This window comes from Marinoscillum sp., from assembly GCF_965229915.1.
Classification (GTDB): Bacteria; Bacteroidota; Bacteroidia; order Cytophagales; family Cyclobacteriaceae; genus Marinoscillum.
Genome location: NZ_CBDDJZ010000001.1, coordinates 1,909,295 through 1,935,250 on the forward strand (window position 1 = coordinate 1,909,295; position 25,956 = coordinate 1,935,250).

31 protein-coding genes are annotated in these 25,956 nt (G+C 42.5%); 16 read left to right on the plus strand and 15 right to left on the minus strand.

Annotation, left to right across the window (positions count from 1 at the left end):
- The first annotated feature begins 70 nt into the window (after positions 1-70).
- Positions 71-835, plus strand: a complete 765-nt coding sequence (locus tag ACO067_RS08290; protein WP_421872909.1) for a hypothetical protein — start codon at positions 71-73, stop codon at positions 833-835.
- 18 nt (positions 836-853) lie between these two features.
- Here ACO067_RS08290 and ACO067_RS08295 read toward each other — a convergent pair whose 3' ends face one another.
- Genes ACO067_RS08295 through ACO067_RS08310 form a run of 4 tightly spaced genes read right to left on the minus strand, consistent with a single transcriptional unit; the run spans position 854 to position 4,826 of the window.
- The gene (locus tag ACO067_RS08295; RefSeq protein ID WP_421872911.1) at positions 854-2,128 is read right to left on the minus strand and encodes a glycosyltransferase; all 1,275 of its coding nucleotides are present in this window, start codon (positions 2,126-2,128) and stop codon (positions 854-856) included.
- The gene (locus tag ACO067_RS08300; protein WP_421872913.1) at positions 2,121-2,771 is read right to left on the minus strand and encodes an FkbM family methyltransferase; all 651 of its coding nucleotides are present in this window, start codon (positions 2,769-2,771) and stop codon (positions 2,121-2,123) included. Before ACO067_RS08300 ends, ACO067_RS08295 begins: the two co-directional genes overlap by 8 nt.
- Positions 2,772-2,826: 55 nt before the next feature.
- Positions 2,827-3,684 (minus strand): hypothetical protein, encoded by an 858-nt coding sequence (locus tag ACO067_RS08305; protein WP_421872915.1) that lies wholly within the window; start codon positions 3,682-3,684, stop codon positions 2,827-2,829.
- Positions 3,681-4,826, minus strand: coding sequence for a hypothetical protein (locus ACO067_RS08310; protein ID WP_421872917.1), 1,146 nt, complete (start codon positions 4,824-4,826; stop codon positions 3,681-3,683). Before ACO067_RS08310 ends, ACO067_RS08305 begins: the two co-directional genes overlap by 4 nt.
- A 122-nt stretch (positions 4,827-4,948) precedes the next feature.
- On the opposite strand from ACO067_RS08310, the gene ACO067_RS08315 reads away from it, so the two are divergent.
- On the plus strand, positions 4,949-6,553 hold the full coding sequence (locus ACO067_RS08315; RefSeq protein ID WP_421872919.1) for a cyclic peptide export ABC transporter: 1,605 nt from the start codon (positions 4,949-4,951) through the stop codon (positions 6,551-6,553).
- Here the strand turns inward: ACO067_RS08315 and ACO067_RS08320 are convergent, their stop codons facing one another.
- The 3 genes from ACO067_RS08320 to ACO067_RS08330 are packed head-to-tail and all read right to left on the minus strand — an operon-like array spanning position 6,554 to position 9,368.
- Positions 6,554-7,486 carry a glycosyltransferase gene (locus tag ACO067_RS08320; protein ID WP_421872921.1) on the minus strand — a complete coding sequence of 311 codons (933 nt, stop codon included), beginning with the start codon at positions 7,484-7,486 and terminating at the stop codon, positions 6,554-6,556.
- The gene (locus ACO067_RS08325; RefSeq protein WP_421872923.1) at positions 7,476-8,417 is read right to left on the minus strand and encodes a glycosyltransferase; all 942 of its coding nucleotides are present in this window, start codon (positions 8,415-8,417) and stop codon (positions 7,476-7,478) included. The genes ACO067_RS08320 and ACO067_RS08325 overlap by 11 nt, the downstream gene beginning before the upstream one ends.
- 33 nt (positions 8,418-8,450) lie before the next feature.
- Positions 8,451-9,368, minus strand: a complete 918-nt coding sequence (locus ACO067_RS08330) for a glycosyltransferase family 2 protein (RefSeq protein ID WP_421872925.1) — start codon at positions 9,366-9,368, stop codon at positions 8,451-8,453.
- A 243-nt stretch (positions 9,369-9,611) separates the two neighbouring features.
- On the opposite strand from ACO067_RS08330, the gene ACO067_RS08335 reads away from it, so the two are divergent.
- Positions 9,612-10,004, plus strand: coding sequence for a hypothetical protein (locus ACO067_RS08335; RefSeq protein WP_421872928.1), 393 nt, complete (start codon positions 9,612-9,614; stop codon positions 10,002-10,004).
- On the opposite strand, the gene ACO067_RS08340 is transcribed toward ACO067_RS08335, so the two are convergent.
- Positions 10,001-10,849, minus strand: coding sequence for a hypothetical protein (locus ACO067_RS08340; protein WP_421872930.1), 849 nt, complete (start codon positions 10,847-10,849; stop codon positions 10,001-10,003). The genes ACO067_RS08335 and ACO067_RS08340 overlap by 4 nt on opposite strands.
- A 99-nt stretch (positions 10,850-10,948) precedes the next feature.
- On the opposite strand from ACO067_RS08340, the gene ACO067_RS08345 reads away from it, so the two are divergent.
- The 5 genes from ACO067_RS08345 (at position 10,949) to ACO067_RS08365 (ending at position 15,778) form a co-directional block, all read left to right on the plus strand.
- Positions 10,949-12,430 carry a hypothetical protein gene (locus ACO067_RS08345; protein ID WP_421872932.1) on the plus strand — a complete coding sequence of 494 codons (1,482 nt, stop codon included), beginning with the start codon at positions 10,949-10,951 and terminating at the stop codon, positions 12,428-12,430.
- Between the two features lie 67 nt (positions 12,431-12,497).
- A complete protein-coding gene (mltG, locus tag ACO067_RS08350; protein WP_421872934.1) occupies positions 12,498-13,532 on the plus strand; it encodes an endolytic transglycosylase MltG in 1,035 nt (344 codons plus the stop codon).
- A 5-nt stretch (positions 13,533-13,537) separates the two neighbouring features.
- Positions 13,538-13,945, plus strand: coding sequence for an acyl-CoA thioesterase (locus ACO067_RS08355; protein ID WP_421872937.1), 408 nt, complete (start codon positions 13,538-13,540; stop codon positions 13,943-13,945).
- Positions 13,942-14,898 carry a YihY/virulence factor BrkB family protein gene (locus tag ACO067_RS08360; RefSeq protein ID WP_421872939.1) on the plus strand — a complete coding sequence of 319 codons (957 nt, stop codon included), beginning with the start codon at positions 13,942-13,944 and terminating at the stop codon, positions 14,896-14,898. Before ACO067_RS08355 ends, ACO067_RS08360 begins: the two co-directional genes overlap by 4 nt.
- A gap of 145 nt (positions 14,899-15,043) precedes the next feature.
- Complete coding sequence (locus ACO067_RS08365; RefSeq protein WP_421872941.1) at positions 15,044-15,778, plus strand: helix-turn-helix domain-containing protein; 735 nt, start codon at positions 15,044-15,046, stop codon at positions 15,776-15,778.
- Positions 15,779-15,783: 5 nt separating this feature from the next.
- Here the strand turns inward: ACO067_RS08365 and ACO067_RS08370 are convergent, their stop codons facing one another.
- Positions 15,784-16,155 (minus strand): group III truncated hemoglobin, encoded by a 372-nt coding sequence (locus ACO067_RS08370; protein ID WP_421872943.1) that lies wholly within the window; start codon positions 16,153-16,155, stop codon positions 15,784-15,786.
- A gap of 181 nt (positions 16,156-16,336) precedes the next feature.
- Between ACO067_RS08370 and ACO067_RS08375 the strand changes: the two genes are divergently transcribed.
- Together ACO067_RS08375 and ACO067_RS08380 are read left to right on the plus strand one after the other, a co-directional pair.
- The gene (locus ACO067_RS08375) at positions 16,337-16,897 is read left to right on the plus strand and encodes a hypothetical protein (protein WP_421872945.1); all 561 of its coding nucleotides are present in this window, start codon (positions 16,337-16,339) and stop codon (positions 16,895-16,897) included.
- Between the two features lie 114 nt (positions 16,898-17,011).
- Positions 17,012-17,908 carry a YihY/virulence factor BrkB family protein gene (locus ACO067_RS08380; protein WP_421872947.1) on the plus strand — a complete coding sequence of 299 codons (897 nt, stop codon included), beginning with the start codon at positions 17,012-17,014 and terminating at the stop codon, positions 17,906-17,908.
- 701 nt (positions 17,909-18,609) lie between these two features.
- On the opposite strand, the gene ACO067_RS08385 is transcribed toward ACO067_RS08380, so the two are convergent.
- Positions 18,610-18,804, minus strand: coding sequence for a hypothetical protein (locus tag ACO067_RS08385; protein WP_421872949.1), 195 nt, complete (start codon positions 18,802-18,804; stop codon positions 18,610-18,612).
- A gap of 146 nt (positions 18,805-18,950) precedes the next feature.
- Between ACO067_RS08385 and ACO067_RS08390 the strand changes: the two genes are divergently transcribed.
- The 3 genes from ACO067_RS08390 to ACO067_RS08400 are packed head-to-tail and all read left to right on the plus strand — an operon-like array spanning position 18,951 to position 20,560.
- Positions 18,951-19,721, plus strand: a complete 771-nt coding sequence (locus ACO067_RS08390) for a hypothetical protein (protein ID WP_421872951.1) — start codon at positions 18,951-18,953, stop codon at positions 19,719-19,721.
- A 9-nt stretch (positions 19,722-19,730) separates the two neighbouring features.
- The gene (locus ACO067_RS08395; protein ID WP_421872953.1) at positions 19,731-20,348 is read left to right on the plus strand and encodes a DUF5675 family protein; all 618 of its coding nucleotides are present in this window, start codon (positions 19,731-19,733) and stop codon (positions 20,346-20,348) included.
- A gap of 2 nt (positions 20,349-20,350) precedes the next feature.
- Positions 20,351-20,560: a hypothetical protein gene (locus ACO067_RS08400; protein ID WP_421872955.1), complete on the plus strand. Its 210-nt coding sequence runs from the start codon at positions 20,351-20,353 to the stop codon at positions 20,558-20,560.
- A 177-nt stretch (positions 20,561-20,737) separates the two neighbouring features.
- On the opposite strand, the gene ACO067_RS08405 is transcribed toward ACO067_RS08400, so the two are convergent.
- From ACO067_RS08405 to ACO067_RS08425, 5 genes are all read right to left on the minus strand, one after another.
- Positions 20,738-21,028, minus strand: a complete 291-nt coding sequence (locus ACO067_RS08405; RefSeq protein ID WP_421872957.1) for a DUF6943 family protein — start codon at positions 21,026-21,028, stop codon at positions 20,738-20,740.
- A 249-nt stretch (positions 21,029-21,277) separates the two neighbouring features.
- Positions 21,278-21,607, minus strand: coding sequence for a hypothetical protein (locus ACO067_RS08410; protein WP_421872959.1), 330 nt, complete (start codon positions 21,605-21,607; stop codon positions 21,278-21,280).
- Between the two features lie 735 nt (positions 21,608-22,342).
- The gene (locus ACO067_RS08415; protein WP_421872961.1) at positions 22,343-23,119 is read right to left on the minus strand and encodes an ImmA/IrrE family metallo-endopeptidase; all 777 of its coding nucleotides are present in this window, start codon (positions 23,117-23,119) and stop codon (positions 22,343-22,345) included.
- Positions 23,120-23,121: 2 nt separating this feature from the next.
- Positions 23,122-23,535, minus strand: coding sequence for a hypothetical protein (locus ACO067_RS08420; protein ID WP_421872963.1), 414 nt, complete (start codon positions 23,533-23,535; stop codon positions 23,122-23,124).
- Positions 23,528-24,115 carry a hypothetical protein gene (locus ACO067_RS08425; protein ID WP_421872965.1) on the minus strand — a complete coding sequence of 196 codons (588 nt, stop codon included), beginning with the start codon at positions 24,113-24,115 and terminating at the stop codon, positions 23,528-23,530. The genes ACO067_RS08420 and ACO067_RS08425 overlap by 8 nt, the downstream gene beginning before the upstream one ends.
- Positions 24,116-24,248: 133 nt before the next feature.
- Here ACO067_RS08425 and ACO067_RS08430 point away from each other — a divergent pair, with 133 nt between their 5' ends.
- Genes ACO067_RS08430 through ACO067_RS08440 form a run of 3 tightly spaced genes read left to right on the plus strand, consistent with a single transcriptional unit; the run spans position 24,249 to position 25,952 of the window.
- Entirely contained in the window at positions 24,249-24,422 is a 174-nt protein-coding gene (locus tag ACO067_RS08430) for a hypothetical protein (RefSeq protein ID WP_421872967.1), read from the plus strand.
- Between the two features lie 8 nt (positions 24,423-24,430).
- On the plus strand, positions 24,431-25,561 hold the full coding sequence (locus ACO067_RS08435) for a nucleotidyltransferase domain-containing protein (protein ID WP_421872969.1): 1,131 nt from the start codon (positions 24,431-24,433) through the stop codon (positions 25,559-25,561).
- Positions 25,551-25,952 carry a hypothetical protein gene (locus ACO067_RS08440; RefSeq protein ID WP_421872971.1) on the plus strand — a complete coding sequence of 134 codons (402 nt, stop codon included), beginning with the start codon at positions 25,551-25,553 and terminating at the stop codon, positions 25,950-25,952. The genes ACO067_RS08435 and ACO067_RS08440 overlap by 11 nt, the downstream gene beginning before the upstream one ends.
- The last annotated feature ends 4 nt before the right edge of the window (positions 25,953-25,956 follow it).

The following is a 25,956-nucleotide window of genomic DNA, read 5'->3' on the forward strand; positions in this document are numbered from 1 at the left end:
ATCCCCTGAAAAGTTTCAAATTCCAAGCATCCTGAAGTTATTTTGGGTCTTCATTTTTAAATCAAATGCATTGGAAAAGCCAGCCATACTTATTCCCTCATGTGATAAATACGCCGACGTATGGCCTGCTTTTTTCTATACGCTTGACAAGTTTTGGGCGGAGTGTCCATATGATATCTACCTGGTGAGCAATCACTTAACGTATGATCATCCATCGGTTAAGCCTATTTTACTCGGTGATGACATTGACTACTCTACCAATTTGCTGAATGCGCTGGAACGGGTACCGCATTCATATGTCATAGTTTGGATAGAGGACATGATCATGTGCAGAAAACAGCCTGCTGAAATCGACAAGATCATGGCCAGAGCTATAGAAGAGAACATCTCTTATCTCAGACTCTGGAAAACGGAGGATAACCTGGGGGAAGTCATTTTGCCCGGTATTCATACCTTACCGAAAGGACTAAAATTTAGAGTGAGCTTAAAACCTGCTCTTTGGAAAAAAGAAACATTGCAAAAACTGATCGTTAAAGGGGAGACACCACATCAGCTGGAACGCATCGGCACCAAACGCTCCTGCGAACTTTCTGATACATTTTGTGGCCTCACCACCGACATGCAGCCATTTAGGCCACGGTTTATCAACTCCATTTATCGGGGTGGTTATGAACCAGGCGCGCTGGACTATTTGAAAAGTATAGGATTCGAATTTGACCAAATCAATCGACCCGTACGCTCGTCACCATACCAAAGAATTAGAAACAATCTCATCACTATGGCAAACGACTTGAGCTACTTCTTTCATAAACTTTTTATCAAAACCAAAAGGTAGCATTAGGTCAAAGACCTTCTATTTTGAATGATCTGGTAGGACTTGCGTTAAGATCTGATTCATTTTTTGCACCTGCGCTGTAACGGAATACTCTTCAATTGGTCCGTGATTATCCAAATCGTTGAGTCTTGATTGGAACAAATACTCCATTTGATCAGCGATTTGCTCAATGTCATCGGGTTGGCACACAAATCCAGATTTGGTTTCCTTAATAATCTCATTGACTTCCGTGTTTGCAGAAAGAGCGAGAATAGGCTTTTGAGCGGCCATGTAATCATACAATTTGGCGGGAACCATCCACTGATAGTAGTTGCTAACCACCAGCAGCAAAACATCCCAGGATTTCAATACCTTAATGGTTTGACTGACTTCTACTGCTGGTTGGATATCACAGAATGATTGCAGCTTCAGTTCGTTCAGATAATACATGAACTCTGAGTTGGGACTACCAGTCATCACCAGTCGAACCTCATTTGGAGAATGATCATACTTCTGCACAAAAAGCGCAAAGGCTTTTAAAAGGCTCTCTGGAGACACAAACTTTCTGAAAGACCCAAAGTATCCAAATCGGTAAACCTGATCCTTACCAGCATCGGAAGTAGCTGGATCGTACAAAGACTGGTCAAACGCATTTCGAACGAACCTAAATTTAGCACTCACAGACGCAGGATACACCTCCGTGTATCTTTCCTTACAGGATCTGGTGTTTAAAATGACGTGAGCTGCCGAATGAAAGAAAGTTTTTTCCAATCGGTGAATCCATCTCTGAATTACTCTTGGTCTAAGAGCCATTTTCTCTTCAAACACGGTCCACGGATCACGCAGATCAGCCACCCACGGAATGCCACTCCACTGACTCAGCCGGTGACCAACCAACAGACCTGACCAGGGGTCAGCATTGACAAGAATGACATCAGGCTTATGCTTTCGGATCAGCGCTTTCCCCGCCTTTATTGCTCCGGGGATGTCCCACATGTATTGATCTAGCGGTGTGAGGGATTTGGAAGGTTTTTTGGATAAATCCGGCTTGACAGAGGTCGATGATCCGGGCTTTGAAGTGAAGAGGTTGATGATGGGTCTAAGCCATGGAGTGATAAATCCATAATTCACAGTTGTCGTTGAATCCTCATGGAAGCTTGATACTTCTTTTTCTTGAAAATGTGGTGGAGAAGCCAATACAATCACTTCCCAACCATGAGCGGGCAGGTAGTTGACCATGTTCAATGCTCGCTTCTCCCCGACTACACCATGTGGAGGAAAATAAGGAGATATCAGCAAAAGCCGTTTATTCATATCCCTTATAATCCAAAAGTGAACTGCTTTTGTGTACAAAGAAGAAGTCTCCCCCCGTCAAAGCCTGATCATAGGGTCTATAGTGAAGGTCAATGATATCGTATAGTTTGTAATCATGCTGATACATGATGGCGATCAGATCATCAATACCAGAGCGGCCAACGTAAGCATCCAAACATCCAAATTCAATGATAAACAACTCCACCTTCCCGAGTAATTCTGTGCAGCCCTTTAGCGCCTCCACCTCGTAGCCCTGTAAATCTAACTTAATTAGATCCGGCTTGAGACCCTTCTCCTTACAATAGCCATCGAGATCAATTATTTCACAATCAACCTGCCTTGTGCCTTCGCCTCTTACATGATCCAGTAGTGATGATCCACTTAAATTCTTATCATTGTTCTCCCAAACGTTCAATTGCATGGTACCCTTACGTGCACCTACTGCCTTCTTCTCCAAAACGTAGTTTCCGGGTAGATGTCTTAAATTCTCTTCCACAAATTGATTGACCATCGGATTAGGTTCGAATAGCGTAAAATGAGCATTTGGAAAGAACTCATTCATGAGCTTCGTCCAGTTTCCTTTGTGAGCCCCTGCATCAATTACACACTTCGGCTCAAAACCAATTTGCTGTAAATTCAACATTCTGTTTTTCAAATGTGCAGACTTGACGCTTAAGGTCTTACGGGCAAATGGGTTCCTAAATTTCATGGATATGATATAATAAAGTTCTTTCATTGTTTACTTCCACTGGTGCGGACGTGCCAAATTTAAAGTCCAAACCTTTCAAGTCTGGATGAATTCTTTTGGAGTCGCTTTGTGGCACACTTACAAAATAGCAAGTCTCTTTTCCACAGACTGGACAGGGACTGTGTTTTCTAATTTTGCCAAAAACCAATTTTTCTTTCCTAAATGGAATTTGGTGATCCATCAGCAAATCTCTGAGGACCATCTCTGGATTCCATCGGTAAGCATGCTTAAACCATCCGAGTCGTTTTTTCTTCAAATGTGATCGATCCTGGTGGTAGCGATCATACCATTCATCTATAAAGTAATCATAGATTTTCATTCTCGCAGACATGCTTTTGCTGTCTCCATAGGAAAAACGATCGTTCACGCCATTGTGTCCATCCATGTAGGAGAAGCCAATACCGTGTGCCCCAGTAGCAGGCTTAAAGTCTTGTAAAAAGTACAAATCCGGGCGAGACCAAATGACCAAATCATACTTTCCATACTTCATCTCAAAAGATTCCTTCATCTCAGCGCATCGTTTCATGGACAGCCACTGGAGCAGGTTACCTTTCATCTGCTGGTTATCCATCAGATTTTCACTGTAGGCCTCCGGATCATTCAGCTCAGGATCTGGTTCAATGCGTATTTCATGATGATCAGCAAAACTCTCAATCAAATCGACCGATGCAGGATGTGGTGATTCAGGAAAATGCGCTACGACATCTATGGGTAAATCGAGATGCTTGAGCACATTCTGATGGAGACTTTCCAGGCCTATTTCAATATGGCGTGGTAATGAGGACAGACAGAGTAATGCTCGCTTCACTTTCTAATCTGTTTCATCAACTGGTATAGGTATTGGATGCCATATCGCTGTTTGCTGAATCGGCCTGTGATTCGCTCATGTATTCTGGGATTCATCGGGCGTTTAGATAAATCTACGTCTGCCTTTTTGGCCAGGTTGATTCCTTCTCCCTCTACCTCCATATAAACATTCATCTCCAGAGGCAACATAGTGGCTGCAAAAGTTCTAATGACATTTCTAACCCTGCGGGTAGTGAGTACATATTGGGTTTCGTCTCTGAACCGATGCTTATCACCAAACAGATCAAACTCAAGATTGGGGAATTGGTCCATCCAGGCTGACCGATTCACATCAGTTACAACTGGCTCGAAAAAAGCATCATATACCGCTTTAGACTCCTCCAACTTACATAACCGATGTGCCCGCTGCCCCATCTCTATTGGCACCTGATACCTGGCAAACTCGCCTTTATGGTTTTGTCCCAAATCTCCAAAATTAGTCGTATGAGACACCCTCGGGTAAAAGAAGTATTTGTCTTGGTCTACCAGATAACTAATAAAAGTCTTTTTCCAGGAGTGCTCCGGCCAATCCAATATAGCCGGGTGAATATCAGGTGAGACCAACTCTCCTCGATCTAACCAGCCACGGAACTCACCCCACCACTCTTTGGTCCAAAGTTGTCCCCAAGAGGAAGGTAGCTGCAGGTAATAGTTGTCAAAACCATCCTGCATGGCCATAAATCTCATGTGTTTGAACTCTCGCACATCATAAGAGTAAAGAGAGATACCGGCGAGGGAAGCGTCTGACTTACAAAAGTGTAAAGCCTCAAGGGAATAAGTATAGAAATATGGAGAAACCAACAGATCATCCTCCAGAATGATGACTGATTCGTATTGGTCTGTGAGATCTCCACACTGAAGCACGTGAGCCCTGGTGCCAAGCGGCTTATCACTTACGTTGATTTGTTTATTTCCATGAGGCCAATCAAAACTCTTCGCCAGATGCAAAACCTCAGGATGTGGATCATGGTCCAAACTAATGATCAGAGGAACCTGACCCGCTCCATATTCAGCACGTAATAGAGAACCCAGCAGTCTGGATAAAGGCTCCGGCCTATTGTAAGCCAGTACTACTATGGTAGGGATGTTACCTTGCTTATTCATCAATTTTACTATTGTGGTCAAATGACCAACACCCTAAAGGTAGGTCTGTCTCCATTACTAGAAATTCATTTTACTTTGAAGTAGACACTAATTGGCATAACCTTGCATTTGAAATATAGATTATGAAATTCATCTTAGAATCCATAAAGCCATATATTCCCAAAATTCTCTTTGGCACCCTGCTAAGCTCCGGTTCTGGATTGTGCGTATTGGTTCTTATCAGAATCATCAATTCGCACCTTCAAAATAAAATGACGCAATTTAATATATTCGATTTCTCATCAAAATTCGTCGTTTTATTAATTGGATTTATCATTCTGGCAGTTTTCGCCACATCAGTTCTTGCCAAAATTACTAATCAAATAATTCTGGACTTAAGACTGAGAGTCTCACGCATCGTCCTCAATTCTAGTTTTCAGCAACTAGAGTTCAAAAAACAATCCATCATGGTGGTGATGGTCCAGGACATTAAAACAATCGCTGGTGTATTTAATAGGATTCCTGGCACTATCTCTCGGTTGGTTATCGGTATTGGCGGTATTACCTACCTATTCATTATCTCCTGGAAGCTCTGTCTGGTCATATTAGGGTTGTTTGCGGTAGTTTCGGTAATCACTTACTTCACCAACAAGCGACTAAATGTCATTGCAGAATTGTCCCGAAAGAGCCAGGGAAAAGTTTATAGAGGATTTGCTGAGATGGTGTATGGCATCAAGGAACTTTACTCCAACCCGCTCCATAAATCTTATTATTTGAATAAGTACCTGCCGGAGGTCTTTCAGGAAGAGTACACGCAGACGGTACGTGAAAAGAAGAATGGTGAAATTACTGGCAAGGCCAATGAGGCGGTAATGCTCCTGGGAATCGGAGTACTCATCATATTGATCAATGTCTATGAGGTAGTAGAAACAGGGACTTTTGTGGAGTTCCTTACAGTATCGCTATTTATCATCGGCCCACTGTCATCGCTGGCTAGTTTTACCAAGTCCTTCAGCCCATTCAGAGCAGCACTGAAAGAAATCTCTGAACTAGGTCTGAAGATCAATCAAGTTACTTCGGACCAGGAAGTACTGGCTCCTGATACATTGAAGCAGAACATCCGCTATGAGGGCATTTCATTCAAATATTACAATCAGGACATTGATGATTACTTTCAACTCGGTCCACTTGATCTGGAAATTGTTCGTGGCAAAATCACCATGATTATCGGCGGGAACGGCAGTGGTAAAACGACCCTCGCCAAAGTAATCTGCGGGCTCTATCTCCCACAAAATGGAGTCGTCAAGATGGGAGATACTGAGATAAACACGTCAAATCAAGACAGTTTCAGAGAACTATTTAGTCCCATTTTCACGGACAACCACTTATTCAAGGATTTGGGTTACATCGATCCGTGGGATGAAACAAAAGCCAATGCACTACTGGATAAGCTGATACTGAGTCATAAAGTCGGGTTCAAGGATCAGAAAATCACGACAGACCTGTCCATTGGCCAGCAAAAACGGCTTGCAATGATCAAGGCTATAATTGAAAACAATGAGATCTTCTTATTCGATGAATGGGCAGCTAATCAGGATCCACGATTCAAGAAGGTATTTTATGAGGAGATTATCCCGGAATTGATCGAGCAACAGAAGACAGTAATTATCATCTCTCACGACGATGCCTACTTTGACCAGGCTGACTATTTGGTGAGGTTGAGAGATGGACAGCTCGTAAAGCAGTAATCAATACCCGTGGATTTGGTCATACTCTGAAAATGACCTTCCGAGTATTGCGGCTAGTATTCCATCTAAGTAGGCTTTATCTACGGCTAGCTGCCCTGCACTCACTCGGTGATTGAGTTTATCGAAGAAATATCTCCATCTCCGTTTGATCCAGAATGATAAATTCTTGTGAAGAGCTCTGCCGGTACCCAGACGATGCTTCTGCATCAGGTATCTGGTATATCCTGCTCTGAACATTCGCTGAAGCGCCCACTGGTCGGTAGCTCTGGATTCGGGCACTTCTTCATAGGAAATGGCCTCTTCACAGTAAACCAGCTTTCCACCCAGGTCTGCCATTTGGTAAAACATCAAGGCATCTGATCCACCTACATCATTGTACCGCTCATTGAGTCTCAGTGAGTGTTTTTCCAGGAATTGTACATCTAGGAGTGAGTTACCATCACCACTGGTCTCCAGCACATCGCCCGTCCGGTATACTTTCCGGTTATTGAAGACTTCAAAAATATCGGACGACATCTGCATGTTCTTTGGATAATTATAGACGACCTTCCCCCTCACCGCTGTAGCATCATACTGTTGTCGACAAGCGAGCAGTTCCTTCATCCAGTTAGTGTCCAGAGTCTGATCATCGTCAAATATCAGCAGGTAGTGCGCTCCCAGTTCGACCGACGTATCGATCAGCCTGTTTCGGTTGTTGGTAAACCCTTTTCGAGGCTCCTGCAAAAAACGGCATTCAAAAGGCACCGAAGTTCGAAACATCTCAAAGATCTCCAAATTCTCCTCATTACCTTCTTCGTTATCACTGACCAGCAAAATGGTCCGCACACCCTCTGGTAGCTCCACCTTCGCGAAAGAGTTTAGGGCTTTTTGGAGCATCCCTGGCCTACGATAGGTACACAAGCCCACACACACTATTTCCTTGCTAACTCCCATGTACTATTTGGTATTCAAAATAATCCTTCTCTTGCAAGCCGTGCCAGACACCTTTGGCAAACAACCACTTTGCTATCCATTTGATTTTAAAGTCTTCAGAACCTAACGGATAAAACGGAGCTCTGGAAATGCACCACATGAACTCTTTCAAACAAAATCTCTTGGAGTCCTTTCTGGCGTGCGCCAAACCGAATCTGTGTTTCAGTATATAGAATTTGTTGTAGCCATATCGATACCTTCTTTTCAAAAGCCACTCCCTGTTTGCTCTGCTCAAAGGAACTTTCTCATACGCCAGAGCCTCATTGCACCAGACTATCCTGGCGCCTTTATCATTTAATTGCTGGAAGAATAGCTGATCTGATCCACCTCTCAAATTAAGCTCATGGTGAAATCGGTGACCCTCACGAATCCAGTCTGTCTTGAACAGCACATTCCCGGTTCCTGATCCATGCTGCCGTTCACCAGTCTGGGGAAAATGCATTCGTTGCAGCATATTTCTAAGTCGAACATGCAGATTTACTTCATCTGGCCACAAAAACACCACTTTGCCATTAACCACATCTGCATCGTACTCCTCCATACATTGCAGAAGGGTTACGAGCCAGCCGGGTTCGACTGTCTCATCATCATCGAAAAAGGCAACGTAAGTCGCACTATGCTGGAGTGCTACCTCAAGAATTCTGTTTCTGGCAAACACAATCCCTCGATTTCCCTCTATTAAATACTCGATTGGAAAAGATAACTTAGGACGAAAGCTATCCACTACTTCCCGTGCACTAGCTTCAGCGTCATTGTCACATACCAGCAGTTTGAGATTGACATTAGATGGTAAGCGAAGCTGCGCTACCGAATCGAGTGCTTCGGTGAGCATGTCAGGTCTTTGATACGTGCACAACCCAATACACAAAAGTGGATTCTCTTCTCCCTTCATTTGGCCAAATTTAGGTCGATCAATTGACACAGCTTAGCTTCCCTTTCGAAAAGACAAATCGTATTCCATTTTGGTTTCTTGCCACACCGCAAACATGGACTTGTAACCTAGCCATAGAGAAGCAACATAAGACTGATGAGTCTCCTGACGAAAACGCTTGATGGTTTTCCTGGTATACTGGAAGAATTTCCAAAATCCGTGATCTACTAGAGGATTGAGCAGGTATAATGTCAATGCCTTTTTCATTTTTCCCTCAAACTCCTCTCTACGTATGGGCTCCTCTCTAAATTCGCGATCGTGATAAATGGATACTCCCGCCAATACACCAATTTGATAACCACTCGCTTTGACACGATGTGCATAGTTATCATCCTCGCCATAATGATGAAAAAGTGGATGAAACTTACCAACGGTCATTAGACAGCTTCTAGAAAGCATCCACGCCGCTGCATTGACAAATGGCACGTCAAATAGCTTAGAAGAAGAATCATTCTCCAGGTGACCTAGCAGACCAGGCACTAGCTGATCCCGCATGTACCATCGAAAGTTACGGTCCAGGTCGGTGCCAGCTCCATTCAGGTGAATCGGCGATACTATGCCATATTCATGTTTTTTGTTAATTATTTCTTGCAAAGCCCCCAAAGTATCTTCATTTACCCACGCATCCTGATTGAGCAGGAAAAAGCACTCATACCCTTGTTCCAATCCCTTTTGAATGGCCAGGTTGTTAGCCGCACCAAAGCCGAGGTTTTGATCAGAAGTAATCAATTTTACTTCAGGAAAATCCTGCTGAATAATTTTAACGGTTCGGTCGGAGGAAGCATTGTCAACAACGATGATATCAGTAGTTTTTACAGACTTCCTGAGACTTTCCAGGCATTTATGTATCCAGCGATCTCCATTGTATGTGACTATGACAGTCACCAAATCCTGTTGAGTGTCTCGATACATGCTGTTCAGTGAATACTTCTCTTTTGAGTGCTCGGCAAACTTACGTCGAAACCTGTGTGATTCGGGAATTCTACCGAAAGAATTGACCAAATTGAACCCGGATTAACATTGCGCCTGTGTATCCGTTGTTAGTCTGGCACAATATGTGTTCAGTACGCCATTGGACATTCATCCGGTCGGCTTTAGTCAGATTGGCAATTCCAATTACCTTTGCCGACCGCAAAACTCAGAAACACACAGGACATGAATATGTGGTTAACTCTATTTGTAACTCTTGGCTTATTTACCAATCCACAGCAAGATTATAAGACGATTGATTATGTCATTGCTTTTTATCGGATAGACAATCAGGTGGATATCATTGTCAACGACTCGCTGGTTTATACCACGGGGGTAATCGATCATAATCCTGACTTCAAGGGAGAGTTCACTTATTACATTGGCAATCACCTCACAGATCAGGAAGATCAGGTAACAGTCAGGTTATATAACGGTCGGCCTCCATATGACATCAAGGATAAGCATTGGGAAATTGAGTACGTTTTGAAGAAAAACGGAAAGGAATTTGACTACATGTGGGATGAAGGCGACAACAATGAAGTTGGGCTGGTGTTCGAGGAGAAATACTTGCTCTAGCCAATGATTTTTTCCAAACGAACCTTTAACTGGAAAAATCTCTTTTTCCAATTCCACTTTCTCTGTAATTTCTTATTGATATAGGGGACTTTACTATGCCGATGCTCAAAAGGTAAGCCTAGCTGATGGTGCTTGATATCAGTTAAAGGAAGTTCAGGAATCTGGTAAATCCCCATTCCGAAAACATGCTCTGGCCACTGTAGGCATGTCAATCCGTATCCTTTACTCATGATTGACCTGCTAAGTCCCAGCTCACCATTATTGATCAACTCGAGTCGGTCAGTTTCCCTGGCCCCTGGAAAATCATCAACCAAACCCCTGAGCACCTCAAACCTGGCCAGGTATAGATAGGTCTGTACATGGCAGGTTATTACCTCCTTATCATATGCACTATCCGGATGACCACTTTGATTGATGGTATTTCCGACCATGCCTATATCCTCCCTACTATTCAACAGATTGAGATATGCAGCGTACCAACCCGCTCGAAAGGGACCGTAAGCACTGCGGTTTCTAATCATAACCACATCATGGTCCTTGGCACTTGCTCTGACTGCCTTCAGACATACCTGTACCGAACTGAAATCTCTACCAACATTGTCTTTGAAATAAACCCCTTGGAGCTCGAACCAGGGTGACTTATCCAGCATTTCAGTAAAAATCGCCAGGGCTACATCGTCCGTTTCATGATGCTCCTCTACTTCGCTCACAGCCAGGTACACATGGATCTTTGACACCCCTGGATTTGACTGACACATCCTATTTAAGTTTGCATAATCCACCAAATAGTCAGAGTCATTTGCTGTAGCGTAGATCAGGTAATAATTGGTTTGGGGACTTGTCATGAAGGGGTTCAGCAAAAATGAGCACTCATTGATTATGTCCCAAATCTATTCATGCCATTTAGATTTCAATGGTTTACTTTGCAGATTATTTAGAATATCATGCGCATACAATTCATTTTCATGTTTCTTGCTTTTGTTCCCATGTGGTGGGCAAGTGCTCAGGTATCTGTTCCATCCGGATATTTGCAGCCGCTGGACATACTCAACGATAGCACAACGTTGGCACTGCATTCTTCAGTAAATTCTTCTACCGAAGATGCATTTGAGCTACTGAACCCACAGGCAAGAATCAGCTTCAACAACACCTATCCAAGGGGTTTTAACGACGGACCTGTATGGAAAGGAAAAGGCTTTACCACGGAAGCTCATTTTGGTTTTACCGGAAAAATCAAAGCCCTGTCCTACACCTTTTATCCAGTAGTGTACTATTCACAAAACCGAGGAGCACTAAGAACTCCTGTCAATCCTCGAGGCAACTATCCCTATGGCTATCAATTTCAGGTAGGTGGTGGTATTGATTTCGTACAGCGCTATGGAAGTGACCCATTTACCAAATTTCACCTGGGACAGAGCGAAGTAAGACTTCAGTTTGGTAAATTCATTTCAGCCGTTTCTACTCAAAATTACTCAGTCGGGCCATCTGTTTTCAATCCCATCATCCTCAGCAGACAAGGAGAAGGATTTCCGCACTTGCGATTAGGTACTGAACCTTTGGATTTACAAATCAAAGACATTGAGTTTGGTCGATTGGAGGCCAATTTCATTGTTGGTTACCTCAGAGAATCTGATTATTTCGATGACGATTCAGACAATGACAACAGCTACTTCAATGCGCTGTTTTTGGCTTATACTCCTCCCTTCCTGAAAAATCTAACGCTGGGGTTCAATAAATCCCTCTATAAACAAACCAACCGCTTTAGCAGTCAGGATTTGGTCTCAGTCATTCACGTGTTGGACACGGTGGGGCCCAATGATCAATTTGATCAACTGGCTTCCGCAACAGCAGAGTGGAGATTTCCTGATCATGGCTTCCGTGCTTATGCAGAGTTTGCATACAATGATTTCGGTGGAGCTTATAAATGGATAGAGCCTGAGCACAGCCGGGCATATACCATTGGTTTTGAAAAAGAGAGCAAATTCAAAAATGGACACTCGCTGAATGTTATTTATGAGCATACCAATCTATCGAGAAATCACACCTATCTATGGCGAGCCACTCCACCTTTTTACATCCACAGTGTCAACAGACAAGGTTACACCAACCGAGGACAATTGCTAGGAGCTGGCATAGGCCCTGGATCCAATAGTGATATCGTGCTGTTTAGATACCAGCTAAGCCGACACAACATTGGCCTGAGTGGCCAACGAATTGAATACAATAAGGATTATTTTGTCACCAACATTGCTGACCGAAGGAGCCATAATATTGAATACAGTCTGGGAGGATCCTATCAATACGAGTTTGATAAGGTCACCCTACGTGCTGAGCTGGTCAGAAGCAAGAGTAACAATGTCTACTATGAGCTGTTTGTAGACCAACAGAACTTCTACCTCTCCATTTCTGCCAAAGCAAAACTGTAAGGTTGGTAAGAGATAGAACCATTCTAAGACAAGCTTCACTACCTTTGCACAAACTCATAAAAAAGGCATGAACAAGAAAAATCTGATCGCAGCTGGCTTGATCGTCGGCTCAGTAATGCTGTCGTCTTTTGCATTTTATGCATATCAGATTCTGTATACTCCGAATATTCTGGTGGATCAGGAAAGCCAACTGTTTGCTATCTACGATGGCACAACATTCGAAGAAGTCAGAAACGAACTCTATGATCGACGAATCATTAATGATGCGGTATCCTTTAGTTTATTAGCCAAACTGAAGCGCTACGATGAAAACGTAAAACCTGGCTTATACGAGCTCAAATCCAACATGAGCAACACTGAAGCCATCAATATGCTTCGTGCCGGCCTTCAAACTCCCGTAAAACTGACATTCAGCACTGCTCGGAAAATAGAAGAACTGGCTGGCAAAATGACCACCACGATTCAGATGGATTCCACAGATCTCGCTCCTTTGCTCTCTTCCGATAGTGTGGCAAGTGCTTATGGCTTCAACCAGGAAACATTTATCAGCATGTTTCTTCCTAATACTTATGAGGTATACTGGACCATTTCTGAAAAAGAGCTTTTGGACCGAATGAAAAAAGAGTATGACAAGTACTGGACAGTCGAACGTAAAGCAAAAGCCGAAGAGATTGGGTTAACACCTGAAGAAATTACTACAGTGGCGTCTATTGTGAATGCCGAAACCAACTTTGCTGACGAAGCGCCGACCATTGCGGGTGTCTACCTCAACCGACTCGACCGTGGGTACAAACTGCAAGCGGATCCTACGTTGAAATTCGCCATGAATAATTTCGAAATCAGACGCATTCTAAATAAGGACAAAGAGTTCGATTCACCTTACAACACCTACAAATATGCCGGCTTGCCGCCCGGGCCTATTAATATGCCTTCTATCTCAATGATCGAGGCAGTTTTGAATTACGAAGATCATAACTACCTTTATTTCTGTGCGAAGGATGATTTTTCGGGCTACCACGTATTTGCCAAAACACTGGTAGAGCACAATATCAACGCTCGAAAATTCCAAAACGCACTGGATTTACAGCGGATTTACAGATAAAACGCATGTATCAAAAAGAAGTACAAATCAGAGTCAGATATGCCGAAACTGACCAGATGGGCTATGTCTATTATGGCAATTATGCCATGTACTACGAAGTAGCTCGTGTGGAAGCATTCCGATCGCTCGGATTTCCCTATAAGAGTTTGGAAGATATGGGCATTGGTATGCCGGTGTTATCAATGAACATTAGGTACCATCAACCTGCCAAATATGACGATCATTTGACGGTGAAAGTAACGATTCCTGACAAGCCCAGGGCTCGAATAAAATTCATCTATGAGGTTACCAATGAAGGTGGTCGGCTGATTAATACTGGAGAGACCGAACTGGTCTTTATAAACATGGATACTGGTCGCCTCACCAGAATGCCAGAGGTGATGGAGAAGCTCCTCGAACCACATTTTGCGTGAGAACAAGAGAAAGACTACATAGACACTTACTGTACACATCCTGGTACCTGAGGCTCGTCAAGATTCTTAAAGCCATCAAGATCAGACATGGTAAGGCTTCTCTCTACCGCATCCTGATCATCTTTATTGACAAAGTTGGTGACAACCAGTTGTTCGACAGGGCGTATGGTGTAGCTTTTAATTTTACTTTGTCCATCTTTCCATCAATCATCTTTTTGTTCACGCTGATCCCATTTCTGCACGAATTCATTCCATCCGTCAGTCAGGGTGAAATCCTACATTTTCTGGAAGATGTCATGCCCCGAACAGTATTTGAAGTAATGGCAGAAACGCTATACGATACCGTACAGATCAGACGTGAAGGACTCATGTCTTTTGGGGTACTCTTCGCACTCTTTCTGGCCACCAATGGAGTGAACTCGCTCATGCAGACATTCAACATGAGCTATAAGACAGTCGAAAATCGGTCGTTTATTAAGACGCGGTTGATCGCATTGTTTCTGACGATCCTCCTGGCATTTGCACTGATCGTCGGTGTGGTTTTTCTGATTGTCGGTCAGATCCTCCTCAACTGGGTGGTCGATATTGGGGTGGTTACTGAAGACCTCTTGGTGTGGATCATTGTGTTGCTCCGGTTTCTGGTGGTCTTCATTATTTTCTACAGTGCCATCGCTTCCATTTATTATTGGGGGCCAGCCATCCATGACAAGTGGCGCTTTTTCTCTATGGGATCTATCCTGGCGACAGGTCTTTGTCTGCTGGTATCGTTTGGGTTCTCCTTTTATGTAGCCAACTTCGGCACGTACAATAAGGTGTATGGCTCCATCGGGGCCTTGATCGCCCTGATGATCTGGCAGTGGCTGATGTCCTTCATCCTATTGCTTGGTTTCGAATTTAATGCAAGCATCGACAGGGCAGCAAGTGGAACGGTTTATGATCTGGAGAAGGATTGAAGATCATAACTATTAGAGTCAAATCCTGATGGTATAATATGATGACATTAGGTCAATACTATGATTGTCGTCAGAATGTCGGGGTAAAGTCCCATACATTTTTTGAAAGTAAAATGAATTGATTGTTCTATTGCATCGATTTCAAATGATGGAAAACAAAAGCATAGGAGAGAGAATCACGCAACTCAGACAACAAGCTGGACTCACTCAGGAAGAACTTGCAATTAAATGCAATGTGGCTACCAGAACGATCCAGAGAATAGAAGCCAATCAGGTTTCTCCACGAGTTTACACCCTGAGAATCTTATCCGAAGCTTTGGGAGCAGATCTAATATCTACGGATCAATCCGCTACTAGAAATCATTCGAAAGGGTATGTACTCCTTTGGTACATGCGTGATTTGTTCAACTTTAAAACCAATAGAATGAAAAAGATATCAATCCTTAGCACGACAGCATTATCATTATTTCTGGCCATATTTTTAATATCGGGAACCAGCCCTGAAAAAGAAAAATCAATTCGCATTGAAAAGCCACAAAGCGGCATCAAAGTCATTTATGATGAAAACAACAAGCTTGAACTGATAGAAGTAGTATTCAGTCAATTACATAGCTTGGACACCCTGGTACAAATGCAGGCAGATCTCCGAAAATACGATATAGAACTCAACTACCGGATGCTCAACTTTACAGACGAAGGACTACTGAAAGGTATAGAGTACTATGCCAGTGATGGTCATTCGAGTGGAAGTGCTGGTATTCCAAAGATGAAAGAACAGACCTTTGGATTCTATTTCAATTATTCAGGAAAGAAATTCAATGACAATTCCTTCTGTATTGGAAATTGCTGGGAAACAAATCCGAAGAATTCATCCAATTAATTGAATCAGTAGGATGACCTTATCGAGTCCAATTTAGCCATAAACACTTGTGCGATTTTCACTGATCGATCCCTGGCTTCATCTGCCACTGGTCCTTCAAAGTGTTCATCGAGCGTTGCATGAAAGAGTTGGATCCACCGATTGAAATGGGCCATTCCGATTGGCAATACCACGTGTGGAGGAAATGGACGCCCATTGTAAGTAGGCTCACCCAACAGGATTGACTGCCAAAACCGGTACATTTTCTCCAAATGTGCCGGCCACTGATCTTTGATCACCTGAATAAAGATCGGTCCAAGCTTATCATCCACTCTTACTTTAGCGTAAAACGTATCGACCAGTAGTTTGATGTCATCGAGTGATTGGATGTCTTTCATGAGTGCAAAACTACCTGCCAGAACACAAATATTGATAACCCTTGATATAAATCAGGTTTGACCTAACCTCAGCGTCAGCGCTACGATCGGTAACGACTTTTAACGAGCTCTTTCATGGGGTTTTGCTATCATTTCATAAGGTGAGCCTAAAGATCGACTGTCTTAGAAGTAAACTTTGACAATGAACTCTTCTTCCACACTTCTGAGCATTTTTATACTCACATCCAGTTGGAGTGTTGCTCAGGACACAGCAACCGACTCAAGCATATTTGGCAAGCCACACCCAGATGCTCCTAACGAGATTCGTGACTACCAACAACTGATAGGAACCTGCAACTGCCAATCATATAGCAGAAACCCTGATAAATCCTGGGCAGAACCTGTCGATATGACCTGGACTTTTAAATACATCATGGACGGCATGGCTGTACAAGACGAAACGATCAAAGAAGATGGCAAACACTCTGGCAGTATCCGTCAATTTCATCCTGACAGTGCCAGGTGGTATGTCCACTACTACTCTTCTGCTGCACCCACAGCATCGCTTGCCACCTGGGAGGGTGGTATGGAAAACGATGAAATAATTTTATATAGACCTCAAAAAGCCCCTAATGGCATGGACGGTTTTTACAAGATTCGATTTCATGATATCAATGACTCTGGATTCAAATGGGTAGGTGCCTGGGTTTCACCCGATGAGCGCTTTGTCTATGAAACCTGGAAGATCGACTGTAAGCGATGACCCATCACGGCCTCAAATCAAGATGGCGCAACGGATTTAGAATTGTGACAAACAAAATCCACGTCCTGGCTTGTTATACTTAACGTGCAATCAATCAGCTATATGAAAGAGCGCGTGAGTAGAATTAAAAGTCTGTTTAAGAATTCAGTGGAAATCTTCAAAGAACAAGACCCCATTGCTTATGCAGGAGCAATCGCTTTTTTCACTCTTTTCTCCTTGCCCTCGGTGCTCATCATCATCGTACAGTCAGCGGGAACAATCCTGAGCGAAGAGCAAATTCAGGACCAGTTGTCCAATCAGGTTTCCCAACTAATAGGGGCGGCCAGTGCTAAGGAAATGCTGTCCATCATAGAAAATCGCAGCTGGCAGTCATCCTCATGGATTGGTAATGTGGTGAGTATCGTATTTCTTTTCATCAGTGCTACGGCCGTATTCAACTTCATTCAGAAAGCACTCAACTCGATATGGAATGTGCAGCCCGTTCCACAGAAAGTAGTCAAGCGATTTTTCATTGACCGGCTGCTTTCTTTCTCCATTATCATCGTGATTGGCTTTCTTTTGCTGGTCACACTAGTAGTAGATGCAGCACTACGGCTCTTCAAAGATTTTCTCTACACGGTTTTCACAAAGGATTTTGGAGTCTATATTGTCGAAGGAGCCAATGTGATTGTTTCTTTGGTAATTATCTCCGGCATTTTTGCGCTGGTATTTAAGTTTCTCCCGGATGCTAAACTCAAATGGAAGGATGTATCGATTGGCGCCTTGATTACCGGAGTCCTGTTTACCCTGGGAAAATACGGTATAGGATTCTTACTCTCACAAACTCAGATAACCTCCACCTACGGAGCAGCAGGATCTTTGGCGGGGATACTAGTGTGGGTCTTCTATTCCTCTGTATTGGTACTGATAGGCGCCATCTTCACGAGAGCATACGCAGAAGAATTTGGCCACAACATTAGGCCACAGAGTCATGCGAAGTTGGTGAAGGAAACGGAGATGGGAAAAGGATAAGACGAGTGAGCCTAAAATGAAAAAACCCTGACTTTCAAAAGGCTTTATTGCAGAGGAGTCGGGATTACTCATACGCACAAGCATGCCGCACATCCCCTCGTGAATTGGGGTGACTTATATATTTATTAGTTAAAACCTGATTGACTTGAGAAACAGGGTTTGAAATTATCTTCTTTTGAATGCACTGAACTTTCTTTGAGGTTCAAGGGTAGTTCCCCCTACTTTTCCACCGCCTGGAAGGTTGATGAAAAGTACTCGCAACGGCGAACCGGCAAAAATCTAGGCTGCGCGCACCGGGCTGCGTTCATTTATTAACGCTTTTCCAGACAAAAATTGGCGAATAAAAGAAACTCGCCATTTCGTTTTTACATTATCGATTATGTGGATCCAAGGCTCATACAGTCTTTTATTCGTAATCCAATTTTCGTCTGTAAAACCTAAAATGAACGAATGCCCGTCCTCAAATAAATACAATTACCCCACATGTTTTAGATTGATCCCTTAAAATGAAAAAACCCTGACATTTCTGTCAGGGTTTTGATTGCAGAGGAGGAGGAACTAGAACCCTCAGATTAACCTGCTCTTTATCAGAAGGTTGCAACAACTTCAATTAACTCGTTAACCGATTTGTTAACCGAATTAATTGATTGTATTTGACCCCATATGGACTTATCTTTGAAGGCATATCCAACAAGCACAAACTAATCGAGGTACTGCTCTACCAAATCAGGGTCAATTCCTGAGTACTCAGAAAACTCATAAATGGTCACCAACTGGTGATCATCTTTTTTTAGATGACTTTTGATATCCTGTATCATTTTACGTCCGTAGCGCTCACTTCGGCCCGTAATTCGCTGAATATCCTTGGGATAAATTATGACTCTCTTTAGCTTCATTTGGGAGTGTTGATACTCTATCCATACTTAGTCCATACGGCATGTTCGGCAAAAACTACCAGAAGGTATTAAAGCCGGAAGCCGCTAGTTGTCAAGCATCTTTAAATATGCTCCTTTTAGGCCATAAACCAAACATTTTTAACATTATGGCTCGACAAAAAGGAATCATTAAACTAGAAGGAACCATCGGGGATGTCTCCTTCTACAAGAGTAAAGACGGCTACTTAGCCAGGGAAAAAGGTGGTGTAGACGCTGACAGAATCAAGAACGATCCAGCCTTCCAAAGGACTCGTGAAAACGGATCAGAATTTGGTAGAGCAGGCAAAGCTGGCAAGCTCATCCGCACAGCCTTTCGGCCTCTACTACTCAAAACTTCTGACAGCAAAATTACCTCTCGTTTAACTAAGCAACTTATGGCGGTTCTTCAATCAGACCAAACCAATGTCCGTGGAGAGCGGGTGGTATCTGAAGGTAACCTGGAACTCATTCAGGGATTCGATTTCAATGCTGACGGGAGACTTGAAGCAACCTTATATGCACCATATGAGGTTGCTTTTGATCGTGCAGCAGGTAGCGCTTCGATCAATGTTCCAGAGTTTATTCCAGCAAACAGCCTAGCCTACCCTCAGGGTGCAACGCACCTCAAGATGGTAGCCGCGGTTTCTGAGGTAAATTTTGGCAGTGATGAATTCACTTACAACATGGCAGAGTCTGCTGAGCTTGAAATTTCCAATGCAGCAGCAGGACCAGTTCAACTAGATCTTGCTATCAATGCAAATACACAGGAGCTACTCCTCATAGTATTTGGTATTGATTTTTACCAATCCGTGAACGGGCAGATGTACGCCATGAAAAATGGTAGCTACAACTGTCTAGCCTTGGTTGAGGTAGATAAGCCTGCGGTAGTTGAGAACTGATAACCTGTGATGGAATTAACCTTACTCAGGAAGTATCACGAAAATGGAACCAATGGGCAGCTCTACAATGGAGATCAATTGATTTGCTTCACCATAGAGTTGCCCTGGCTTCAAAACCGGAGAAATGTCTCCTGCATTCCAGAAGGTCGGTATCAGGTTGTCAAGAGAACCACCAAAGAAAGAGGTGATCACCTTCATGTGGTCGACGTACCAGATAGATCCTGGATTTTGTTCCATGCAGCCAATCATGCGCTAATAGATTTAAAAGGATGCATTGCACCAGTTAGCAAGCTGGATGGCCCAGGACTTGGATTCGAGTCCAGGGAGGCATTGGGCAAACTGGATAGCCTCCTCTTTAACGTCATGGACCAAAGCGAAGAAGTATTTATAACAATTAAAAAAGAAATCAATATGAATATCATTGATAGAGTGAAAGCACCCACTCCTAAGTTTTTCAAGGTGCTGAGAAATGTCGGTTTAGCACTAGCTGCAGCCGGTGGAGCTATTTTGGCTTCACCCATTGCCTTGCCAGCAGGCATTGTCACTGTTGGTGGATACTTGTTAGCTGGAGGCAGTGTATTATCAGCTGTGAGCCAGTCGACAGTTGAGGGAAGCGAAACCGATTAGCCATGAGTCAATCAGCTCATATTGGCACCAAAGCCGGAACTATTGGAGGAACATTACTCAGTATTATTCCTAATCTCACTGGAGCCGATATTGCAAAGACAATTATCCTGGCTGCTATCGGTGCAGTTGTTAGTTTCGGCATATCCATTTTAATGAAGTGGATTGTCAAGGCCTTTGGAAAACGTCCCACTTCAAACAAATCAAACTCATAAAACAGGCTCCTGGAAAATATCCGGGAGCCTGTCTTGTTTTAATCCAACCTCTGAAAAGTTCCCCTGATAAAAGCTTTCTTCAGCTGCTCCAATAAATCCAATTGTTTGGAGACATTTCTGGTCTTGGCCTCTAATTCTTCCAGAATTAACAATCTATCCCGAATAACACCTACCACGTCAGGGATAGTGGGAGCCAATGATTTGCAGGCCAATTCGAAGATCATTGATTCGAAGAAACGGGATGACAGATCCAACCAGATGTCTTTTGAAATATCCCGACTTCCATAAAGCAAAACAAAGCCAGTAGAACAAGTGGCGATTCTCTTCGAACTCTGTGCAAACCAGATAACAATTAGGGCAAGGTTTGTCGAGTGGCTTTCCAGCATTCAGACCTTTCGACAATACATAAAAATGAGGGGTTGTTAAATTCTCCTTTCCGGAGAAAGTGGATACACGGTATCTAAACATGGTTTGAGCATTTAAAAAGTTATGCTCAGTCCAGTTGGTCACCGCCTGCGGCGCTCATATTCCAAAAGAAAAAAAAGAGAAAAAAAGAAAGCTTTTTTCTCAGCAGGCGATAGCAGGCCTGGCAAGGAGGAACGGAATAAAAGAAAGTGTGTGGGGCGGAAGTGTTTATGCCGTAGTTCCTTGACAGGGCTCTCAGGGTTGGCATGGAAGCCTGCTAGTTTTGATTGTTTTTTTACTATTGATCAATCATCATTCTTCATATGTTTTCAGTTGCTGATAAACACTCAGAATCCCCGCTGCACAATTGATGCTACTTAAACGACCTTTTAACGATATGATATCCGGATATTTTTTAGATAGCTTATCAATGGCTTTATCAAAGTATTTCACGAGTCGCTGGATTCGTGCCTGGTGCTGTTTAGGACTACACATGTAAGTGTGTCCATTTTCATAGAGAACCAGACTTTCGTAAAACCCTTTTAAAGTTTGTTCATCTCTGGATCCTAACTTAACCTTAAGAACTCTTCTTAAAAAGAATTCAATTTCGGTGCTGTACTTGTATGTTTCAATATTGTTCATGATATGAATTTTTAAATGTTTTCAAATGAATCACAAGTTTTAAAAATTAAATAGGACAAGAAAGGACAGCCTTGAAAACACCAAGTAACATAACACTATAACCATCCAAGAACAATCAAAAAATGCGAGTTTAAGCAGGTAAAACAGCCTTGAGCTAGCGTTAGCATCGCGGGCCTTAGCGGGCGCCACCGCCAGCCTGCCAGAAGATAGCGACCAAAGGAAGTGGCTGGGAGTGCGTACAGCTTTGGATCGAGTGTTGGGATAGCGCGGCTGTACGGTACTGGTGGTGGCCGCAGGCCCGCACAAACAATGGGCAGTGGCTGGGCTGCCAGCTACCGCAATGGAGAGAAGTCGAGAGCCCGCAGCGAAACAAAATGAGGGTGCTGGCAGAACAGAGAAAACTGCCGTGGTGACCAGACAGAAAGTAAAGCAGAGGGTGTGACATACTCTGAAAGACCCACAGGGCAGACAGTGTGCACGAAGTGCGCTCTGGCTGGTATGGCGCAACTTCTGCCGCTCTGGCTGGGCAGCACTCCGCTTTACCTGCGTGGGAGACTGTTGTGTTAACGATGAATAAAGAAAAGTAGAATGCGGAGGAAAAGGTAAGTGTGGCCGACTGAAGAGGATTCGGCCTTTACCGAAGGAACGGAACGGCGGTCACTCTTGCCGCGGGTTCTGGAAGCTGGTGTACCATTCACGATTTATAATCGGGATGATGGCACGAGCTGAAAGAGACTACTCCTCCCATACCACGCTCAAAGCAGTATTGTATTTTTGTGTAATAATGCAGTATTCATAAAAATTGAAGTCATTATCATTTTCCAGAGAATTCAGTTCGAACCACGTCGACTTCCAAATTGGCTGTTTACTCTCTTTTTTCGAATATATCTTACCCGTCTTAAAATACTCAGTGGCAACTGAATCCTCGGGAGGAGATAAATTAGTTGTATTCTTCATATAATGATCATAAGGATCAGGACGCATCCAATATTTCACTTTGTTAGCATAGCTATAAATAAGACAGATGGGGTGGTGACCAAATTTAAAGTAGTGATAAGCTACCGATGTAATGCTAGTTTTAAAGTAGTCTGCAAGATATCTGAGTAATTCAGGGCCAAATTCATAATCATCTGATATTTCCTTAAAAAGTGCTTCAGGCATAAGTAGCTCAGATGCAAATTCATTTGCTTCCGTTTCCTGATTGCCTTTTCTAAAGTATTCCAAAGTTGCGTCCGTATCATTATGAAGTAAAAAATGCTGACGATGCATGCGAAGGTGCCCAATTTCATGAGCGAGAGTGAATCTCTTTTTGCCCTCATACTCAATATTAGAATTCACAGTAATTATAGTCTTACGTTTACCAAAGACAATTCTGCCATCGGAATTGGACATGGGCTTTTCTAATACTGTTGCTCCCAAACCAGAAGCAATAAGCTCTAAGGGAATGTCTGATAAATCAGTGAAGCCATGTTCAGACATTAACTTCTTAGCTGCAAACTGTCCTGGTGACATGATTAATCTTCAATATCCTCTAAATCCTCAAGAATTTTTGTCAAATCACTATCACTCAATACTTCTCTTAACTCATCATCAGACCATTTTTCAAGATTTCTAAATTGAAATGATGTACTTCGTTGTGCCAAAGCATTTTGGAGTATTTCCCCTGTCAATTGAGCATTATGTTGAATTAGCTCTTTCAACCTATCCTTTACTTGCTCTAAAAGCGACGCGTCTTTAGTTTGATTTTCCTTCGCTTTTGATAAAAAAATATATTTTTTGAAGTCATTAGCTCCCTGAACTCCAACTTCATTTGAATCAATATTCAATTCAGCCAAAAACTGTTGGGCAGCTTCAAAACTTTCATCAATCGTATTTAATGAAAGATCATCAAAACTGTCAAAGATTGATTTGCGTGATTTATTAGTCATTTGGAGAAATTTTTTGTCTTAGCTTAATAATTCGTCCATCTAAACGCCTGATGGCATTATGATAAACTGTTTCGCTCATACCCAAATCACCTTTAATCTCTTTGGGTTTAGTCATACCATCAGCCATGCACTCAAAAATCAATAATTCTTCATCTGTAGCACCATTTTGAGAAAGGAAATTAAAGCATTCATTTCTTAATTCCTTAGCCTTCATGTCATCTTCAGGACTTGGTTCCTTGGAATGATCTGGAATTTGAATTGTAGGTTCTTCCTTTGATTTCGATTTGTTTAAGGAATTATTGAGATGACTATCAATTACGCTGAGTAAGAAGTTTTTAAATGTTGAGTATTCTTCTGTATTCCACGTCCTAGCACCTTCCAGTAACACCTTGTCCATCACTTCACTGATTAGATTCTGAGCCATCTCTTTCAATTCCTGAGAACTTCCCTTTATCCCATACCTTCTTGTAAACCTAAAAATACAATGTGCAACCAATATAACTTGAAGCTGATTCCAGTCTTCCTTTTTAGCTACTTCTATTAGCGCCTGGCCCGATATAATTTTCGTTGCTACTTCCACTTTTCATACATAAATGCTGATACCACAAAAAAAAATACGAAGCGATCGTAAATTTTTTAAAACGGTCAGCATTTAATAATAAGGGTTGATACTAATTCAATCATAATGTTAAACAACTGAAAATAATAAAAAAATGGCAACTAACAAACCATACGGCGATAACGCCAGAAAAGGGCAAGTGAGAGGGAGGTCTCAAACCCTAAATCCAAAAACTGGTCAATGGACTAAAAGAGATACAGAAACCGGGAGGTTTATGGATGGTAAAAAAGATGGATCACCCTTTAAAGGTGTGAGAAAAGAAAAATAATAGAAATTATGCTTATAACATCGGATGCAAAAACCCAGTTAGAGGACACCCTCGCAAAAATGGCAGCAGCTGCCGAACTGGATCAGACTCGTTGGAATAGACTAAAATCTGCTTATGAAGCCATTAGTAAATGGTTAAGCGATGACCCTGAGTTTTTTGGTGAGGTAGAAATAGAGATTTACCCTCAAGGCTCTGTTGCCATAGGAACAACAACAAAACCCTACGGAAAAACTGAATTTGACTTGGACGTAGTTATACACATCAAGCTTCTTTCATCAAACTATGATCCTGAGACCATTTTTAACGAGGTGGTTAGAAGGCTACGGCAGCATGAAACCTATAAAAAGATTTGTGAACCAAAGTCAAGGTGTGTTCGGCTGAATTATCAAGGAGATTTTCATTTAGATGTTATTCCTGGCTGTATGGTGGTTGTATACAATGATGAACTCATTGATATCCCTGATTCAAAAATCAAAGAATGGTTGAGATCATGCCCTAAAGGATATCAGAAGTGGTTCATCGACATAGCGAATCGTATACAGATTACTCTGCTGGAGAAAGCTTTCTCAGCACATAAAGTTGAGATAGAAGAATATGCAAAAAAGAAACCTCTTCAAAGAGCTGTTCAACTAATCAAGATGAGAAGGAATATATATTTCAATGAAAATCCAGAGAATGCTCCAGCAAGCATTATACTCACAACTCTTGCAGCGCAATTCTATAATGGCGAACCTTCAATTTCAGAGACCTTTGAACATATTGTCGCTAAAATTAAGAATCATGTAGAAACGTTATATCCCCATCGCCCTTTTGAACTTCCCAACCCTGTTAATCCTAGTGAGAACTTGGCAGATGTATGGGTAGACAAACCACACCTATACCAACATTTCATTTCCTTCATTAAGAGTCTAGATGAAGAGTGGCAAGATCTAAAAGAAGCTCATGGCATTGAAGAAGAGGCAACTTTAATGAAAGGTATGTTTGGTGATGAGCCTTATATCAAGGCTATGCAGGCTAGAGCAGAAGTAGTGAACCAGAAAAGAGGTAATGGCCTAGGAATTCTCCCATCTGGAATGTTGGTAGATCGTGCCGTTGAGAAGAGTTTGCCGGTAAAACCTAATACGTTTTATGGAGATTAGTGATATACCAATACATTTTCAGCTTGCAGCTTTAAAAGCCAAAATACCAGATTGTGATCTTTATCTGAATAAAAACTACCTGAGAGCAAGAGGTAAGGTTAAGCCAACTCCTAGGAGCATCTGGTATGAATATGAAATTAAGTATCGGTTCCGTGAGAATATCACAATCTTCATCAAAGAGCCGCTAATTAAGACTGAACTCAACGGTAAAAAGGCCGAACATCTCTATCGGGATGGGAGCCTTTGCCTCTTTTTTCCGAAAGCAAAGGAGTTTGATTCTAAAAAATTGATAGTGGATTACATCGTGCCATGGATTGCTCTTTGGTTATTCTTCTATGAAATCTGGCTCGTAACCGGTGATTGGAAAGGTGGTGGCATTCACCCAAATTAATTCA

Excerpts from the sequence above, each read along its gene's own strand:
- ACO067_RS08295 (WP_421872911.1), bottom strand. The coding sequence starts at position 2,128 with ATGAATAAACGGCTTTTGCTGATATCTCCTTATTTTCCTCCACATGGT.
- ACO067_RS08300 (WP_421872913.1), bottom strand. The coding sequence starts at position 2,771 with ATGTTGAATTTACAGCAAATTGGTTTTGAGCCGAAGTGTGTAATTGAT.
- ACO067_RS08310 (WP_421872917.1), bottom strand. The coding sequence starts at position 4,826 with ATGAATAAGCAAGGTAACATCCCTACCATAGTAGTACTGGCTTACAAT.
- ACO067_RS08315 (WP_421872919.1), top strand. The coding sequence starts at position 4,949 with ATGAAATTCATCTTAGAATCCATAAAGCCATATATTCCCAAAATTCTC.
- ACO067_RS08320 (WP_421872921.1), bottom strand. The coding sequence starts at position 7,486 with ATGGGAGTTAGCAAGGAAATAGTGTGTGTGGGCTTGTGTACCTATCGT.
- ACO067_RS08325 (WP_421872923.1), bottom strand. The coding sequence starts at position 8,417 with ATGAAGGGAGAAGAGAATCCACTTTTGTGTATTGGGTTGTGCACGTAT.
- ACO067_RS08330 (WP_421872925.1), bottom strand. The coding sequence starts at position 9,368 with ATGTATCGAGACACTCAACAGGATTTGGTGACTGTCATAGTCACATAC.
- ACO067_RS08335 (WP_421872928.1), top strand. The coding sequence starts at position 9,612 with ATGAATATGTGGTTAACTCTATTTGTAACTCTTGGCTTATTTACCAAT.
- ACO067_RS08340 (WP_421872930.1), bottom strand. The coding sequence starts at position 10,849 with ATGACAAGTCCCCAAACCAATTATTACCTGATCTACGCTACAGCAAAT.
- ACO067_RS08345 (WP_421872932.1), top strand. The coding sequence starts at position 10,949 with ATGCGCATACAATTCATTTTCATGTTTCTTGCTTTTGTTCCCATGTGG.
- mltG (WP_421872934.1), top strand. The coding sequence starts at position 12,498 with ATGAACAAGAAAAATCTGATCGCAGCTGGCTTGATCGTCGGCTCAGTA.
- ACO067_RS08355 (WP_421872937.1), top strand. The coding sequence starts at position 13,538 with ATGTATCAAAAAGAAGTACAAATCAGAGTCAGATATGCCGAAACTGAC.
- ACO067_RS08365 (WP_421872941.1), top strand. The coding sequence starts at position 15,044 with ATGATGGAAAACAAAAGCATAGGAGAGAGAATCACGCAACTCAGACAA.
- ACO067_RS08370 (WP_421872943.1), bottom strand. The coding sequence starts at position 16,155 with ATGAAAGACATCCAATCACTCGATGACATCAAACTACTGGTCGATACG.
- ACO067_RS08375 (WP_421872945.1), top strand. The coding sequence starts at position 16,337 with ATGAACTCTTCTTCCACACTTCTGAGCATTTTTATACTCACATCCAGT.
- ACO067_RS08385 (WP_421872949.1), bottom strand. The coding sequence starts at position 18,804 with ATGAAGCTAAAGAGAGTCATAATTTATCCCAAGGATATTCAGCGAATT.
- ACO067_RS08390 (WP_421872951.1), top strand. The coding sequence starts at position 18,951 with ATGGCTCGACAAAAAGGAATCATTAAACTAGAAGGAACCATCGGGGAT.
- ACO067_RS08395 (WP_421872953.1), top strand. The coding sequence starts at position 19,731 with ATGGAATTAACCTTACTCAGGAAGTATCACGAAAATGGAACCAATGGG.
- ACO067_RS08400 (WP_421872955.1), top strand. The coding sequence starts at position 20,351 with ATGAGTCAATCAGCTCATATTGGCACCAAAGCCGGAACTATTGGAGGA.
- ACO067_RS08405 (WP_421872957.1), bottom strand. The coding sequence starts at position 21,028 with ATGTTTAGATACCGTGTATCCACTTTCTCCGGAAAGGAGAATTTAACA.
- ACO067_RS08410 (WP_421872959.1), bottom strand. The coding sequence starts at position 21,607 with ATGAACAATATTGAAACATACAAGTACAGCACCGAAATTGAATTCTTT.
- ACO067_RS08415 (WP_421872961.1), bottom strand. The coding sequence starts at position 23,119 with ATGTCACCAGGACAGTTTGCAGCTAAGAAGTTAATGTCTGAACATGGC.
- ACO067_RS08420 (WP_421872963.1), bottom strand. The coding sequence starts at position 23,535 with ATGACTAATAAATCACGCAAATCAATCTTTGACAGTTTTGATGATCTT.
- ACO067_RS08430 (WP_421872967.1), top strand. The coding sequence starts at position 24,249 with ATGGCAACTAACAAACCATACGGCGATAACGCCAGAAAAGGGCAAGTG.
- ACO067_RS08435 (WP_421872969.1), top strand. The coding sequence starts at position 24,431 with ATGCTTATAACATCGGATGCAAAAACCCAGTTAGAGGACACCCTCGCA.
- ACO067_RS08440 (WP_421872971.1), top strand. The coding sequence starts at position 25,551 with ATGGAGATTAGTGATATACCAATACATTTTCAGCTTGCAGCTTTAAAA.